General features: G+C 72.7%; 15 protein-coding genes. 8 read left to right on the forward strand and 7 right to left on the reverse strand.

Annotation, left to right across the window (positions count from 1 at the left end; translation table 11 throughout):
- Positions 1 to 14: 14 nt before the first annotated feature.
- Both QMG39_RS04005 and QMG39_RS04010 read left to right on the forward strand, forming a co-directional pair.
- Entirely contained in the window at positions 15 to 326 is a 312-nt protein-coding gene (locus tag QMG39_RS04005; RefSeq protein ID WP_281882568.1) for a Dabb family protein, read from the forward strand.
- A complete protein-coding gene (locus QMG39_RS04010) occupies positions 323 to 1,387 on the forward strand; it encodes a zinc-dependent alcohol dehydrogenase (RefSeq protein WP_281882569.1) in 1,065 nt (354 codons plus the stop codon). The genes QMG39_RS04005 and QMG39_RS04010 overlap by 4 nt, the downstream gene beginning before the upstream one ends.
- A 60-nt stretch (positions 1,388 to 1,447) precedes the next feature.
- On the opposite strand, the gene QMG39_RS04015 is transcribed toward QMG39_RS04010, so the two are convergent.
- Entirely contained in the window at positions 1,448 to 2,140 is a 693-nt protein-coding gene (locus QMG39_RS04015) for a helix-turn-helix domain-containing protein (RefSeq protein WP_281882570.1), read from the reverse strand.
- Between the two features lie 229 nt (positions 2,141 to 2,369).
- Here QMG39_RS04015 and QMG39_RS04020 point away from each other — a divergent pair, with 229 nt between their 5' ends.
- The 4 genes from QMG39_RS04020 (at position 2,370) to QMG39_RS04035 (ending at position 6,761) form a co-directional block, all read left to right on the forward strand.
- On the forward strand, positions 2,370 to 3,752 hold the full coding sequence (locus tag QMG39_RS04020) for a M24 family metallopeptidase (RefSeq protein ID WP_281882571.1): 1,383 nt from the start codon (positions 2,370 to 2,372) through the stop codon (positions 3,750 to 3,752).
- A complete protein-coding gene (locus QMG39_RS04025; protein WP_281882572.1) occupies positions 3,749 to 4,618 on the forward strand; it encodes an NAD(P)-dependent oxidoreductase in 870 nt (289 codons plus the stop codon). Before QMG39_RS04020 ends, QMG39_RS04025 begins: the two co-directional genes overlap by 4 nt.
- A gap of 68 nt (positions 4,619 to 4,686) precedes the next feature.
- Entirely contained in the window at positions 4,687 to 5,868 is a 1,182-nt protein-coding gene (locus QMG39_RS04030; protein ID WP_281882573.1) for an MFS transporter, read from the forward strand.
- Positions 5,865 to 6,761 (forward strand): NADP-dependent oxidoreductase, encoded by an 897-nt coding sequence (locus tag QMG39_RS04035; protein ID WP_281882574.1) that lies wholly within the window; start codon positions 5,865 to 5,867, stop codon positions 6,759 to 6,761. Before QMG39_RS04030 ends, QMG39_RS04035 begins: the two co-directional genes overlap by 4 nt.
- A gap of 49 nt (positions 6,762 to 6,810) precedes the next feature.
- On the opposite strand, the gene QMG39_RS04040 is transcribed toward QMG39_RS04035, so the two are convergent.
- The 4 genes from QMG39_RS04040 to QMG39_RS04055 form a co-directional block, all read right to left on the reverse strand.
- A complete protein-coding gene (locus QMG39_RS04040; protein ID WP_281882575.1) occupies positions 6,811 to 7,953 on the reverse strand; it encodes an ABC transporter permease in 1,143 nt (380 codons plus the stop codon).
- Positions 7,950 to 9,482 (reverse strand): sugar ABC transporter ATP-binding protein, encoded by a 1,533-nt coding sequence (locus QMG39_RS04045; protein WP_281882576.1) that lies wholly within the window; start codon positions 9,480 to 9,482, stop codon positions 7,950 to 7,952. Before QMG39_RS04045 ends, QMG39_RS04040 begins: the two co-directional genes overlap by 4 nt.
- 153 nt (positions 9,483 to 9,635) lie before the next feature.
- Complete coding sequence (locus QMG39_RS04050; RefSeq protein ID WP_281882577.1) at positions 9,636 to 10,814, reverse strand: substrate-binding domain-containing protein; 1,179 nt, start codon at positions 10,812 to 10,814, stop codon at positions 9,636 to 9,638.
- 273 nt (positions 10,815 to 11,087) lie between these two features.
- Positions 11,088 to 11,759, reverse strand: a complete 672-nt coding sequence (locus tag QMG39_RS04055; RefSeq protein ID WP_281882579.1) for a YitT family protein — start codon at positions 11,757 to 11,759, stop codon at positions 11,088 to 11,090.
- Positions 11,760 to 11,861: 102 nt separating this feature from the next.
- Between QMG39_RS04055 and QMG39_RS04060 the strand changes: the two genes are divergently transcribed.
- On the forward strand, positions 11,862 to 12,332 hold the full coding sequence (locus tag QMG39_RS04060; protein ID WP_281882580.1) for an Lrp/AsnC family transcriptional regulator: 471 nt from the start codon (positions 11,862 to 11,864) through the stop codon (positions 12,330 to 12,332).
- On the opposite strand, the gene QMG39_RS04065 is transcribed toward QMG39_RS04060, so the two are convergent.
- Positions 12,329 to 12,793, reverse strand: a complete 465-nt coding sequence (locus QMG39_RS04065; protein ID WP_281882581.1) for a nitroreductase family deazaflavin-dependent oxidoreductase — start codon at positions 12,791 to 12,793, stop codon at positions 12,329 to 12,331. The two genes, QMG39_RS04060 and QMG39_RS04065, sit on opposite strands and share 4 nt — an antisense overlap.
- 401 nt (positions 12,794 to 13,194) lie before the next feature.
- Between QMG39_RS04065 and QMG39_RS04070 the strand changes: the two genes are divergently transcribed.
- Positions 13,195 to 13,794 (forward strand): hypothetical protein, encoded by a 600-nt coding sequence (locus tag QMG39_RS04070; protein ID WP_281882583.1) that lies wholly within the window; start codon positions 13,195 to 13,197, stop codon positions 13,792 to 13,794.
- A gap of 13 nt (positions 13,795 to 13,807) precedes the next feature.
- Here the strand turns inward: QMG39_RS04070 and QMG39_RS04075 are convergent, their stop codons facing one another.
- Positions 13,808 to 14,881, reverse strand: a complete 1,074-nt coding sequence (locus QMG39_RS04075) for an NADH:flavin oxidoreductase/NADH oxidase (protein ID WP_281887148.1) — start codon at positions 14,879 to 14,881, stop codon at positions 13,808 to 13,810.
- Positions 14,882 to 14,900 lie beyond the last annotated feature (19 nt).

Genomic DNA, 14,900 nt, shown 5'->3' on the forward strand with positions numbered 1-14,900 from the left:
GGAGCGCACACGACATGATCCTCCACATCGCATCCTTCCGCTGGAACGACACCGTCACCGACGACGACGTCACCGGCCTGACCACGGCGCTCGAGGAGATGGCCGCGGGCATCCCCGAGATCCGCTCGTACGCGGCCGGCCCGAACCTCCATCTCCGCCCCGGCGGGGCGGACTACGGCGTCGCCGCGATCGTCGACGACGCGGCGGGGCTCGACGCCTACCTCGACCACCCGGCGCACCTCGCGGTCTACGAGGCGTTCCTCGGCCGCATGATCGGCGAGCGCTCGGCGGTGCAGCTGCCGATCGACGAGGGCGCATTCCGATGACCGCGATGCGCGCGGCTGTGCTGCACGACGTGGGCGACCTGCGCATCGACGAGCGCGAGGCGCCCGAGCCCGGCCCGGGCGAGGTGCTCATCCGCGTGACGCTGTGCGGCGTCTGCGGCAGCGACGCCACCGAGTACGGACGCCACCTGGTGCTCGCGCAGCCGCCCGTGGCCCTCGGCCACGAGTTCACGGGCGTGGTCGAGGCGGTCGGCGACGGCGTCTCGTCGATCCCCGTCGGTGCGACCGTCGTCTGCGGTGCGGGCATCTCGTGCGGCACCTGCAAGCCGTGCGGCACCGGGCGCACGAACCTCTGCCGGTCGTACACGACCATCGGGTTCCACCACGACGGCGGCCTCGCCGGCTACGTGGTCGCACCCGAGGGCATCGTGCTCGATGCATCCGACACGGGCCTGACCGACGACACGCTGGCCCTCGCGCAGCCCATGGCGATCGCGGTGCACGCGGTGCGCCGCAGCGGGCTGGGCAAGGGACAGGACGCGGTCATCGTGGGCGTCGGCGGCATCGGCGCCTTCATCACGGTCGCCGCCGCCGCGACCGGGGCGCGGGTGCTCGCGGTCGACCTCAACGACGACCGGCTCGCGCTCGCCGAGCGCCTCGGCGCGACGGCCGGCCTGCGGTCGGGCACCAGCACGATCAGCGAGCGACTCGACGAGCTCGGCATGGACGCCGACGTCTTCTTCGAGGTCAGCGGCTCGGCGCCGGGCCTCGCCTCGGTGCTCGAGGCCGCGCGCCCCGGCGCCACGATCGTGCCGGTGGGCATCCAGCGCGGCGAGCCGGCACTGCCCCTCGGCAACTGGACGCTCAACGAGTACACGATCGTCGGCACGGTCGCGCACGTCTACGCGGACGACTTCCCCGAGGCGCTGCGGCTGCTCGGCACCCGCCCCGACTGGTCCGACATCGCCGGCGAGGTGCTCCCGCTCGACGCGCTCGCCGAGCACGCGCTGCAGCCGCTCCTCGAGGGCCGCTCCGAGCAGATCAAGTCGCTCATCGACCCCTGGGCCACCGAGGCGCGCGCAGCGGTGCACGGGCGGAAGTAGTTCGCGCTCCTCCCGCGGGCCGTCGGCTCGCGGGAGGGCTCGGCCCGCGTCGCGAGCGGCTCAGTCCTCGATGTCGTCCATCGCGCGCAGCACGTCGACGGCCGAGGCGGGCATGCCCGCCGGGACCTGCTCGCCGCGGGGCGCGTCCGGGAGGCCCTGGTTGTGCGCCCGCCGCCCGAAGACGAACCACACGCCGCGGGCCACCGACTTCCCGTGGTTCGTGTAGAGGTGCGGCCGCACCGAGTCGAACTGCAGGGAGTCGCCCGGGTGGAGCACGTAGGTGTCGAAGTCGAGGTTGAGGGTGAGCTCGCCCTCGATCAGGTACGCGTACTCGAGCCCCGCGTGCCGCATGAGCTTGCCCTCGATCGAGCTGGACGCGCCGGGCTCGTAGGTCACGAGCAGGGCATCGGCCGGCCCGCCCTTCCCCGCGGCGAGACGCTCCCAGCGCACGCCGTTCTCCATCTCGATCACGGGGTTGTCCGCCGCCCGCTGCACGTCGGGCAGCTCGGGACCGGCGTGGCCGAAGACCGCGTCCTGCGGCGAGCCGCCGGCCTGGATGCCGAGCAGCTCGTCGAGCGAGACGCCGAGGTAGCTCGCGAGCGCGAGCAGCGTCGACACCGACGGCTGTGTCTTGCCGATCTCGACCTGCGAGATGAGGCTCGCCGAGACGCCGAGCGCCTCCGCGACGCTCCGCAGGCTGAATCCGCGCTCCATCCGCGCCGCGCGGAGTCGCGGGCCCAGGGCATCCGGCATGTCGTGCTCCCCACCTCGTGTCGGCGACCGCTGCTCGCCGTGGCCGTGTCGTCATTGTATGGCGCACGGCACGGGTCGCTGTCAAGCATGAGCAGATGATTCGTGGCGCGTGTCGCACGATTCGGCGTGATTTCGCGGCGGAATTCCGCCAACACTCGACCCGGTGGCATCCGAGTGTTAAGTTAGACTGCACGCGACAAGCGACTCTTGACAGCACACGGAGGACTCGATGAAGAGCACCGGCACCACCGGCACGAACGGCGTCGACTGGGAGGAGCGGGTCGACTTCGATCGCCTCCGGGATGCCCGGCTGGCGCGACTCCGCGCCGAGCTGGAGGCGTCGTCGCTCGGCGCGGTGCTCGCGTTCGACTTCTCCAACATCCGCTACATGAGCGCCACCCACATCGGCACGTGGGCCATGGACAAGCTCATCCGCTTCGCGCTGCTCACCCGCAACACCGACCCGATCGTGTGGGACTTCGGCTCGGCGGCCAAGCACCACGCGCTCTACAACCCCTGGCTCGACGTCACGAGCACCGAGATGGACGCCGACCCGAACGCACCGCACGAGGGCGCCAAGCGCCCCCGGCTCGAGTCCGGCGCGCGCGCCGGCATCTCGACCCTGCGCGGGGCGTTCCCGCCCGACGCCGAGATCGCCGAGGGCGTCGCGAAGAAGATCAAGCGCGAGCTCGAGAAGTTCGGCCTCGCGAACCAGCCCCTCGGCGTCGACGTGATCGAGCTCCCGATCCTCTTCGCGCTGCAGAAGGAGGGCATCGAGGTCGTCGACGGCCAGCAGGTCTTCATGGAGGCGCGCCGCATCAAGACCCCCGACGAGATCCGGCTGCTCACCCAGGCCGCGTCGATGGTCGACGCTGCGTACGAGGACCTCTACCGCTTCCTCCGCCCGGGCGTCCGCGAGAACGAGGCCGTCGGGGTCGTCGCGAAGACCCTCTACGACCTCGGATCGGAGTACGTCGAGGGCGTGAACGCCATCTCCGGCGAGCGCTGCTCCCCGCATCCGCATGTCTTCTCCGACCGCCTGATCCGCCCGGGCGACCCGGCGTTCTTCGACATCCTGCACAGCTGGAACGGCTACCGCACCTGCTACTACCGCACCTTCGCGGTGGGCTCGGCGAGTTCGGCGCAGCGCGACGCGTACACCCGGGCGCGCGAGTACATGGACCGGGCCATCGCACTGGTGCGGCCGGGTGCCACGACCGCCGACATCGTGAAGGTGTGGCCGACGGCGCAGGAGTTCGGGTTCCCCGACGAGGAGGCCGCCTTCGCCCTGCAGTACGGCCACGGGGTCGGCCTGTCGATCTGGGAGAAGCCGATCTTCTCCCGCCTCACCTCGCTCGACCACCCCGAGGTGCTGCAGGAGGGCATGGTCTTCGCGCTCGAGACCTACTGGCCGTCGGCCGACGGCTGGGGCGCCGCCCGCATCGAGGAGGAGGTCGTCGTGACGGCGACCGGATGCGAGGTCATCACGAAGTTCCCGGCCGAGGAGCTCATCGTGGCCGGCCGCAGCTACTACACGGTGGACGGGCCGCTGAACCTCAAGCGCGACTCGCAGTCGCACCTGAACACCACGTGGGGACGCGGCGAAGCGTGAGCACCCTCGGATTCCTCGGCCTCGGCTCGATGGGGCGCGGCATGGCCGCGCGCCTGGTCGGCGCCGGGCACGACGTCGTGGTCTGGAACCGCTCGACGGGCCCGGTCGACGAGCTCGTCGCGGCCGGCGCCCGCGCCGCGACGACGCCCGCGGAGGCGCTCGCCGCCGACGTGTCGTTCTCGATGCTCGCCAACGACGCCGCCGCGGAGGCGGTGCTGACCGACGAGGCGATTCCCGCCGCATCCGGTCGCCTGCACGTGATGATGGCCTCGATCAGCCCCACGCTCGCGGAGCGGCTGTCGGGCGCGTTCGAGTCCGCCGGGGCCGGCTACGTCGGCGCACCGGTGCTCGGCCGCCCCGAGGTCGCCGCGCGCGGCGAGCTGAACATCCTCGCGGCCGGGCCCGCCGGGCACGTCGAGACCGCACTCCCCTACCTGGAGGTGCTGGGCAGGCGGGTCTGGCGACTCGGCGACCGGCCCGAGGTGGCGAACGCGGTGAAGGCCGCCGTGAACTACAACATCATCCACGCGATGCAGGCCATCGGCGAGTCGGTCGCCATGACCGAGCGCCTCGGCGTCGACCCGAAGCTGTTCACCGAGCTGCTGTCGAGCACGCTGTTCGGCGGCGTCGTCTACACCGGCTACGGCAGCCTGATCGCCGAGCAGGCGTACTCACCGCCCGGCTTCCACATCTCGCTCGGGCGCAAGGACCTCGCGCTCGCCGAGGAGATCGCGGCCGCGGGCGGCGTCTCCCCCGCGACGATGCCGGCGCTGATCCATGTCTTCGAGACCGCACTCGCCGACCCTGAGCTGAAGGACGCCGACTGGAGCGCCATCGCCGAGGTGAGCCGGCGCGACCTGGGGTGAGCGCGGGCGCGCCGGGCGGCGATGCGAGCCGGGCCGGCGCGCCCGGGTCCTCCCCGGCCGCACCCGGCGTGGCCCCTGCAGCGCACCCCTACGCGCCGACGGTGCTCGCGTTCGCGGCCGCGGGGCTCGTCGCGTTCGCCGAGCTCTACGGCGTGCAGGCGCTGCTGCCCGCGATCAGCGCGGAGTTCGCGCTGACCCCGTCCACCTCGGCGCTCGTGCTCTCGGCCGGCGCGCTCGGGCTCGCGGTCGCCGTCGTGCCCTGGTCGATCGCCGCCCGGCACGTGCGCCGCGGCCTCCTGCTCCGCATCGCCGTGATCGCGACGATCGCACTCGGCCCCTTCGTCGCCGTCACCGACGGGTTCGCCTCCCTGCTGGCGGTGCGCCTGGCCCAGGGCGCGGTGCTCGCGGGCATCCCGGCCCTCGCCCTGACGCACCTCGGCGACGTCGTCGACCGGCGGCGGACCGCCGCCGCGGCGGGGTGGTACATCGCGGGCACGGCGCTGGGGGGCCTCAGCGGGCGGTTCGTCGCGGGGTTCGCGGCGACGGCCGCCGACTGGCGTCTCGCGCTCGTCGCCGTGTCGCTGCTCTCGGCGGGGGCCGCCCTGGTCTTCCTCCTGCTCGCCCCGCGGGCCGCCGAGCACCCGGCCGCCCCCGGCTCGACCAGGCGCGCGCTCGCGAATCCGCTGGTGTGGGCGATCTGCCTGCTGGCGTTCACCCAGATGGGCGTGTTCGTGGCCGCCTACAACTACACCGGGTTCCGCCTGCTGGGCCCCGGCCTCGGCCTGCCGGAGGCGGTCGTCACCGCCATCTTCGGCATCTACCTCGTCGGTTCCGCCACGGCCGCGCGGGCCGGCGCCCTGGTCGCGCGCCTCGGACGGCCGACCACCCTCACGGCGGCCGTGCTGACGCAGCTCGCCGGGCTCGCGCTCACCATCCCCGACTGGCTGCCGTCGATCATCGCCGGGCTCGTGGTGCTCACTGCGGGCTTCTTCGCGCTGCACGCGGTCGCCGCGGGCTGGGCGGCCTCGCTCGGTCGCGGCAGCGCACTGCCGTCCGCCCTCTACACGATCGGGTACTACGCCGGCGCGGCGCTCATAGGCTGGCTGCTCGGACTCGCCTTCGACCAGCACGGCTGGTCGGCGGTCGTCGCCTGGGCGGCCGTGATCAGCATCGCCGGGCTTGCCGGGCTGATCGCGACGCTACGCTCGTCAGTGCCCGCGACGGGCGTACCCGAGGAGAGGCCCGCATGATCGCCGCCCGCTACCGCCGCTACGGCGGCCCCGAGGTCATCGAGCTCGCCGCCGTCGCCGAACCCGAGCCGGGCCCCGGCGAGTTCCTCGTCGAGCTGCGCACGGCCGGCCTGAACCCGGCCGACGTGAAGGTGCGGCGCGGGGGCACGCCGATCGCGCCGCTGCCGTCGGGGATCGGCCGCGAGTTCGCGGGCGTCGTCGTCGGCGCGGGCGAGGGGGCCGAGGGCTTCGCGATCGGCGACGAGGTGATCGGCACCGGCGAGTGGGTCATCGGCGAGCGCGTCGCCGCCGGCGGCCACCTGCTCGCGGCGAAGCCCGCCGGTCTGGCGTTCTCGAGCGCCGCCGTGATCCCCGTCGCGCTGCAGACCGGCGCCGTGGCGACGGCCTGGCTCGACCCGGGCCCGGAGGACACCGTGCTGGTGAGCGCCGCGGCCGGCGGCGTTGGGTACACGGCGTGCCAGCTCGCGGTGCGCCGCGGCGCACGCGTGATCGGCACCGCCGGCGAGCGCAACCACGACCTGCTCCGGGAGATCGGCGTGGAGCCGATCGCCTACGGCCCCGGGCTGGCCGACCGCCTCCGCGGGGCGGCCCCCGACGGCATCACGGGCGTGCTCGACCAGCGCGGCCCCGAGACCATCGAGGCCGCGCTCGAGCTCGGCGTGCCGCGCACCCGCATCAACACCGTCTCGGGCTACGCCGAGCGGTACGGCGTCGCGCACGTCGGCCGGAAGGGCATGGACCGCGCGCTCGTCGAGCGCCTCGCCGCGGAGCTGGCCAGCGGCGAGCTCCGGGTGCGCATCGACGCGGAGTTCCCGCTGCACGACATCGTCGAGGCGTACCGGCGGCTGGAGACCGGGCACCCGGCGGGCAAGGTCGTGCTGACGGTGCCCTGAGCGCCCGTGATGGGGCCGACGCGCCGCCGGCCCCATCGCACCGGGCACGTCAGGTGCGCGCCATCTCCTTCTCGGGCGTGGCCTGCGCGTCCGTCGGCCCGTCGCTCGGCGGGTCCGTCTTGTTGCTCTTCGAGAACGGCAGGGCCCGTCGCACGGCGCCCGCGCGCCGCGCCGTGCGCTCCCAGCGGGAGAGCCCGACCGCGGCCAGCAGCGCCACGCCGTTGAACAGGTCGCTGACCCAGTTCTGCGCGCCGAGCAGCTGCAAGCCCTTGATGCCGACCGCGAGCACGTAGACCGAGATCACCGTGCCCCAGACGTTGAACCGGCCGCCCTTGAACTGCGTCGACCCGAGGAAGACCGCGGTGAGCGCGGGCAGCAGCAGGCCGGGGCCGACCGTGGGGTCGCCCGCGTTGATGCGCGAGGCGAGCAGCACGCCGGCGAACCCCGCGATGACACCGCCCGACATGAGGGCGATGATGCGCAGGCGGTCGACGTTGACGCCCGACAGCCGTGCGCCGTCGGGGTTGTAGCCGGCGGCGTACATGCGACGGCCCGCGGGGGTGCGCTCGAGGAGGTACCAGACGACCAGGGAGATCACGAGCATGATGAACACCGGGTTGGTGATCTTGAAGTTCGGGTTCTCGACCGACAGCGAGAGGCCGCCGGTGGCGAACTGGCGGAAGCCGTCCTGGAGGCCGATGATCTGCCGGTTCTCCGAGAGGAACGAGAGCCCCGCGAGCAGGACCGAGCTCATGCCGAGCGTCGCGATGAACGAGTCGATCTTGACGCGCGTGATGAGCAGGCCCGACACCAGGCCGATGAGCGCGCCGGCGAGGATCGTGATCGGCACCGCGAGTCCCCATGGCACGTTGAGTTGCACCTGGAGCACCGCGACGAGGATGACGGCGAATCCGACCTCCGCGCCGATCGCGAGGTTGAACGCGCCGGTGACGAGCGGGATGAGCACCGCCACGGCGGCGAGCACCGTGATCGACTGCGCGTCGAGCAGCACGAGCCAGGTGCCGGGGGTCAGGAACGTCCGCGGGGTGAGGATCGCGAAGATCGCGAAGAGCACCACGAAGATGTAGATCGCGCTGATGTTCTGGAACGACAGCGCCCGCCGCCACTTGCCGGGCTGCGCGGTGGGCGTGCTGCCGGTCTCGACCGTGGTGATCGCTTCGGTCTTCTTCACTTCGTTACCTCGACTCCGAGTCCGTACCCCTGCTTGACCAATTCCGTCTCGTTCAGCCGCTCACCCTCGAGGGTGGCGACCACCTTCCCGTCCCGGAGGACGAGCACGCGGTTGCACAGCCGGACGAGTTCCTTCGCCTCCGACGAGCACACGAGCACCCCGGCACCGCCGGCGGCGGCCATGTCCACGGCGTCGTAGATCGCGCGCTTGGCGCCGATGTCGACGCCCTGCGTGGGCTCCTCGAGCAGCAGCAGCGCCGGATCGTTCCGCAGCCACTTCGCGAAGACGATCTTCTGCTGGTTCCCGCCGCTGAACTGGGCGAAGGTCTGTTCCGGCCGGGGCGGCTTGACGTCGTAGCGTTCGACGAGTTCGGCCGCGTGCCGGCGCTCCCTGCTGATGCTGATCGCCCCGAGCTTCGTCGTGAGCGAGCCGAGCTCGGGGAGCGTCACGTTCTCGCGGGCGTTCATCGGCCGCACGGATCCCAGGTGGGCGCGGTCGCCGGGCACGAACGCGATGCCCCGGCGGATGCTCTCGGCCTCGCTGCGGTTGCGATACGGCTTGCCCTGCAGCTCGTAGGTCTCGGCGGTCGCGTCGATCGACCCGAACAGCATCGCGGGCAGGGCCTCGCGTCCCGAGCCGAGCACGCCGGCGACGCCGACGACCTCCCCGCCGTGGATCGTGAGGTCGATCCCCTCGAGAGCCTCGCCCGCGAGTTGCTCGACCCGCAGCACGACCTCCTGCAGGTCGCCGCGGAAGGGCTCGCCGGTCTCGGCCTCGCCGATCGGCACGCCGGTCACGTACGAGACGAGCCGGTCGTGGTCGAGCGTGGCCCGGTCCTCGTCGGCCACGCACTTGCCGTCGCGCAGGATCACCACGCGGTCGGCGAGGTCGAGCACCTCGTCGAGGCGGTGGGAGATGAAGATGATGCCGGCGCCCTCGGCCGCGAGCGTGCGCACCGCGTCGAAGAGCACCTGCACCTCGCTCGCGTGCAGCGCCTCGGTCGGCTCGTCGAGGATGAGCACGTTCCGCGAGTGCTTCCACCCGTCGAGCGCGCGGGCGATGCCGATGATCGCGCGCTGCGCCGGCGCGAGCCGCGCGATCGGCACGTTCAGGTCGAACGGCTCCCCGAAGCGCCGGATGAGCCGCTCCGCGTGCTCCTGCTCGCGCGCCCGGTTGTACGGGGCCAACGCCTCGCGGCCGTGGTAGCGGGTGATGCCGAGGTTCTCGATGCCCGTGAGCTCCTTGGCGAGCCCGAGGTCCTGGTGGATGATGTGGAGCTCGGTCTCCTCGCCGTCCGTCGAGGCGAGCTCCACCGTGCCGCCGTCGTCCTGGTAGACCCCGGCGAGGATCTTGACGAGGGTCGACTTGCCCGACCCGTTGTGCCCCACGACCGCCACGATCTCGCCGCTGTGCACGTCGAGGGAGACGTCGTCGAGCGCCCGGTTGCCCGGGAAGTCCTTGGTCATGCCCTCGATCCGCAGCAGCGGTTCGGCCTCGGATGCCGCGCCCTGCGCAGGCGACTCGCTCATGCTCTCGTCCTCAGGTTTCGGGGTGGGGGCACTCGCGGGTGTGCGCGCGCTCCGTTGCGTCTGGGTGCGGCATCGCCGCGTGCCGGGGGACCCGGCGGGTGGCGGTCCCGCCCGTGCCGGTGGCACCGGCACGGGCGGGACCGCGCGTCGCTCCTACTTGCCCCAGAGGGCGAGGAAGTCGTCCTCGAAGCCGGGGTAGGCCACGAAGCCCTCGACGTAGTCGCCGGCGTTCTCCTGGGTGAGCACCAGCGACACCGAGCGGTTCACGGCGTCCCAGTCCGCGTACTCGCTGAACACGCCCTGCTGCTTGCGGAAGCCCTCGTCGAGCAGCATCCACATGAACATGTTGAGGTCGACCGCGAAGCCGGCGGACTGCTGGCCGTCGACGAGCTGCTGCACGTTCGGCGGCAGCGACGACTGGCCGAAGCCGTAGGCGTTCTCGATGCCGGCGAGGCTCGCCTTGTCGGCGAGGCCGACCTGGAACTGGTCACCCGGGGTGATGAAGTAGTCGGTCTCCGGGTGCGACTGCAGGTCGCTGACGATCTTGTCGGCCGGGCTCGGGTCGGCGATCGAGATGTCGACGACGCGGAGGTTGCAGTCGGGGCACAGCTCCGCGAGGTACTCCTCGGTCGACTCGAGCTGGATGGCCGAGAAGCCGAGCTCGGGGATGTTGTAGAACACGAACTCGTCGCCCGTGCCGCAGGTGAAGTTGATCGCGCCGGCCGCGAGCACCTTGCCGTTCACCTGCGAGCCGTTCAGGCCGCCGAGCGAGTCGTTGGTGCCGAACTCCTCGGCGTTCGGCTGCGACGCGTAGACGACCGCGACGCCGTCGTCGAGCAGCGTGGCCAGCTGGTCCTGGAAGAACGTGGCGTCGATCGCGACCGAGATCACGATGTCGGGCTGCAGCTCGATGACCGAGTTCAGCGCCGAGTTGATGCTCTGCGCGTCGGTGCCGGTGCTCACGTTGACGAGCTCGACGCCCGCGGTCGCTGCGGCCTGCTCCATGTACGCGTACATTATGCCCGCCACGGCCGTGTCGTTGTTGAGGAACGCGACCGTGGTGTCCGACGTCACCGCCTCGGGGAGCGGCTCGGTCTCCAGCAGGCCGGTCGACGGCTGCTGGAACGAGGTGACGTACGCGTTCGCCTCGTCGAAGTTGATGCCGTCCGCGGGACCGCTCGCGCAGCTCCCGTCGGCTGCCATGTAGGTGAGCTCGACCTCGCTCCCCTCGGAGTCGCTGGCTCCGGCGTCGCCGCTGCTCGCGCAGCCAGCGAGTGCCACGACGGAGAACACCGCGGCCACCCCCAGTGCGCTCTGAATGCCTCGATGCATGTGATTGCCCACTTCCTTGAGTGACTTCGTTGTCGCATCGCCCGTCATTATTGTCGGACAATGAGGCAATCATACACATAAGGTTGCAGAAGGTATACCCATTTTCCACGCGTTCGCGGGGGTCGCGAAAGCGCCCGCCGGCGGGGCATCCGCGGCGGGGAGATCGGCGTGACGGCGGCGATCGGCGGGCGCGGCGGATCGGCGTGGCGGCGGCGGCCGACGGCGGGGACGACGAGCGGGCGGCGGGGACGAGGCGCGCGCCGCGCGGGCCGCTCAGGCCCCGAAGTACCGCCCCGGCCGGTGGTTGAGCGCGAGCACCAGGTTCAGCAGCGCCGCGCCGAGCAGCGAGTACGCGAGGCCCAGCGGGCTGATCGTCGCGATCGCGGCGAGCACGGTGACCAGGTCGAACGCCATCTGCACGTAGCCGGCGCGCCAGCCGAGGCGCTCCTGCGCGAGCAGCGCGACGACGTTGTAGCCGCCGAGGCTCGCGCCGTGCCGGAACAGCACGAGCAGGCCGATGCCCGCGAGCAGGTTGCCGGCGATCGCGCCGTAGAGCGGGTCGACCTGGAAGCCGGGCATGGCGAGCGGATGCAGCGACGACAGCAGCGACACCGCCACGATCGCGATCGCGGTCTTGACCGTGAACCGCCAGCCCTTCCGCAGCGCGGCCAGCACGAAGAAGGGCGTGTTCACGGCGAGGAAGACGATGCCGAACGGGATGCCCGTGGCGTAGCCGATCAGCAGGGAGAGGCCGGCCGTGCCGCCGGTGACCATCTGCGCACTGTTCAGGAGGAACAGGCCGAGGGATGCCACGAAGACGCCGGTCGCGATGCCGGTGACGTCGTCGAGCACCGAGTGGCGCACGGATGCCCCTTCGGGCGCGCCGACCGGCGCGGGCGCGGCGGCGGGGCGGGCGTCGGCTACGGGGCGCGCATCGGTCGTCATGATCACCGATCATCGGTTCGCAGTGCCGTGCATCGCAACTCAGTGGCATCCGACTGCGACAGATGCCCTCGTTTGCGCTAGAAATGCGGCAGAATGCGCAGCATGGACGAGATCGACCCGCTCGACGCCCGCATCCTCCTCGCGCTCGACGACGAACCCGACGCGACGATCCTCACCCTCTCGCGCCGCCTCGGCATCGCCCGCAACACCGCGCACGCCCGCCTGCGCCGCCTCGCCGACCGCGGCGTGCTCGGCGACACGAGCCGCCGCATCGACCCCGCCGCGCTCGGCCTGAAGCTCACCGCGTTCATCTCGCTCGAGGCCAGGCAGGCGGATGCCCCCGCCACCGAGTCCGCCCTCGTGCAGATCCCCGAGGTGGTCGAGGTGCACTCCACCACCGGGGACGCCGACTACCTGCTGAAGGTCGTCGCGCGCGACACCTCCGACCTGCGTCGCATCACGGCCGACATCCTCGCCATCGACGGCGTCGAGCGCTCGGGCACCGTCATCTCGCTCGACGAGGTGATGGGCCCGCGCGTCTCCGCCCTGCTGGAGCGCGTCGCCGCCGGCTAGCCCGCGCGGCGGGTCAGCCGCAGGATCGGGAACTCGCGGTCGGTCTTCCGCGCCGTGCGCGCGAACGCCGGGAGCGCCTCGACGATGCGCGCCCACTCGGCGTCGCGCTCGGCGCCCGCGAGCTGCTCGACGTCGACCGGCACGTGCTCGCCGTTTGTCTCGACGGCGACCCGGCCGGGATTCGCGGCGATGTTGCGGTACCACTGCGGATGCCGCCTGGAGCCCGAGGCGGATGCCAAGACGATCCAGCCCCCGTCCGCCGGGAACCACCCGACCGGCGTACGCCGTTCCTCGCCGGTCTTGCGCCCGATCGTGACGACGACGATCGCCTTCGTCAGCATCGCGCGCCCGTCGGCGGCCGCGAGACGCCGCACCATCCAGTCGGCGGCGCCCCGCGCGAACCTCCCCGGGTGCCGCGGCTCGGGCCCGCGCGTGCCCTCCGGAATCGGCGCGAGTGCCATGCGATCGCCCTCCCCCGGCGCGCACCGCGCCGCCACGGCCCACGCTACTCCGGCGTCGGCGCGCACGCGGATGCGGAGTCGCGCGACGACACGCCGGTGCGAGGACTGTCCGCCCGGCGTGTCATCGCGCGACTCCGCAACCCGCTCCATGGAGGGGCGCGCCGGGCCGGTGGCATCCGACCCGCTCCGCCGGCACCTGGTCGCACACCCCGCGACGAGATGTCGGGCGGCGGATTCGGGCCAGGGCGTGTCGTCGGCTCGGCGCGGCGTGTCGCCCACGACATCCGACACTTCGCCACGGCCGGGGCACGGCGCAGCGGGCCAGTGGGCGCACGGACCCCATGCGCGCGCGGCGGGCGTAGAGTTCGATCGAGGTCCTGATGCGGGCGACGACGACGCGAGTGACGACATGGGCCGCCGTGGGCGGCGTGTGCGGGCTCGCGTGGGCGGCGTCGTTCCGCGCGTACATGGCCGAGATCAGCGGCGCGATCTCGGCGGTGCACTGGGTGGGCACGTTCTTGGCGCTCCTGCTGCCGGGCGCGATCATCGGGGTGGCGCTCGGTGCGTCGGCCGTGGCCGACCCGGTGCGTCATCGCCGGGCGCTGCACTGGGCGGCATCCGCTCCCCTGCTCTTCGCCGCGTTCCCGCTCGCGCTGCCCGGCGCGCTCGTCGACTTCCTCACCCAGGGTCTCGGCGGCGGCGCGCTCGGCGTCGCGCTCGCGGCCATCGCGGGCGGCTACGCGATCGGCGGGCGCCGGACGTGGGCGCGCTGGACGTGCGGGCTGCTCGCCGTGCTCCTGCTCGCGGGCATCGCGGCGAGCGTGCCGAGCATCGCGGGCGCCGCGCTCGCGTTCACGACGCCGCGCGGCATGTGGGTGGTCGTGCTCGCCCTGTCGCTGCTGCTCGTGCTCTACGTCGCCGCGGCGATCCCGTTCCGGCGGCTGAACGCGCCGTACCGGGCGGGGCAGGCGGCGGATGCCTCGTCAGCGACCGCCTCCTGACGGCCGCCGCGACCTAGCGGTAGGCGCGCTCGTACGCCGGCGGCGTGTAGTCGAGGTCGACGCCCAGCTCGCGCGCGGCGCGCAGCGGGAAGTTCGGGTCGCGCAGCACCTCGCGCCCGACGAGCACCACGTCGGCGGCGCCCGACGCGACGACCTCGGCGGCCTGGTGGGCGTCGTCGATCAGGCCGACGGCCGCGGTCGGCACGCCCGTCGCGGCACGGAGCCCCGACGCGAACGGCACCTGGTAGCCCGGTCCGAGCGGGATGCGCGCGTGCACGTTGCCGCCCGACGACACGTCGACGAGATCGATGCCGCGGTCGGCGACCCAGCGCGCGACCTGCTCCATCTCCTCAGGGCTCCATCCGCCCTCGGCCCAGTCGGTCGCCGAGAAGCGCACGAGCAGCGGCACCGACTCGCCGACCTCGGCCCGCACCGCGTCGACGACCTCGAGCACGATGCGCGCCCGCCCCTCGAGCGCGCCGCCGTAGGCGTCGGTGCGCCGGTTGCTGAGCGGCGACAGGAACTCGTGCAGCAGGTACCCGTGCGCGGCGTGGATCTCGAGCAGGTCGAACCCGGCGTCCACGGCACGGCGGGCGGATGCCGCGAAGGCCGCGACCACCTCGGCGATGCCGTCGAGGGTGAGCGCCGTGGGCACCGCGTACCCGTCGAAGGCCACCGCACTCGGTGCGACGGTCTCCCAGCCGCCCTCGTCAACAGGCACCGATCCGCGCTCGGCCGCCCACGGCCGATAGGTCGACGCCTTGCGCCCGGCGTGCGCGAGCTGGATGCCCGCGAGCGCGCCCTGGCCGTGCATGAAGTCGACGATCTGCCGCAGCGCGTCGCGCTGGTCGTCGTTCCAGATCCCGAGGTCCTCGGGGCTGATGCGCCCCTCGGGCACGACCGCGGTCGCCTCGACGATGACCGCACCGGCCCCGCCGCGGGCGAGTGCGCCGAGGTGCACGTGGTGCCACTCGGTCGGCATGCCGTCACGGGCATCCGCGTGGTACTGGCACATGGGCGGCACCCAGATGCGGTTGCGGGCCGTGACGCCGCGGAGGGTGATCGGGTCGAAGAGCGAGGCAGGCAGTGGGACTCCCGGGTCGAGG

Origin of the sequence: Agromyces rhizosphaerae (assembly GCF_027925245.1) — a bacterium.
GTDB classification, from domain to species: domain Bacteria; phylum Actinomycetota; class Actinomycetes; order Actinomycetales; family Microbacteriaceae; genus Agromyces; species Agromyces rhizosphaerae.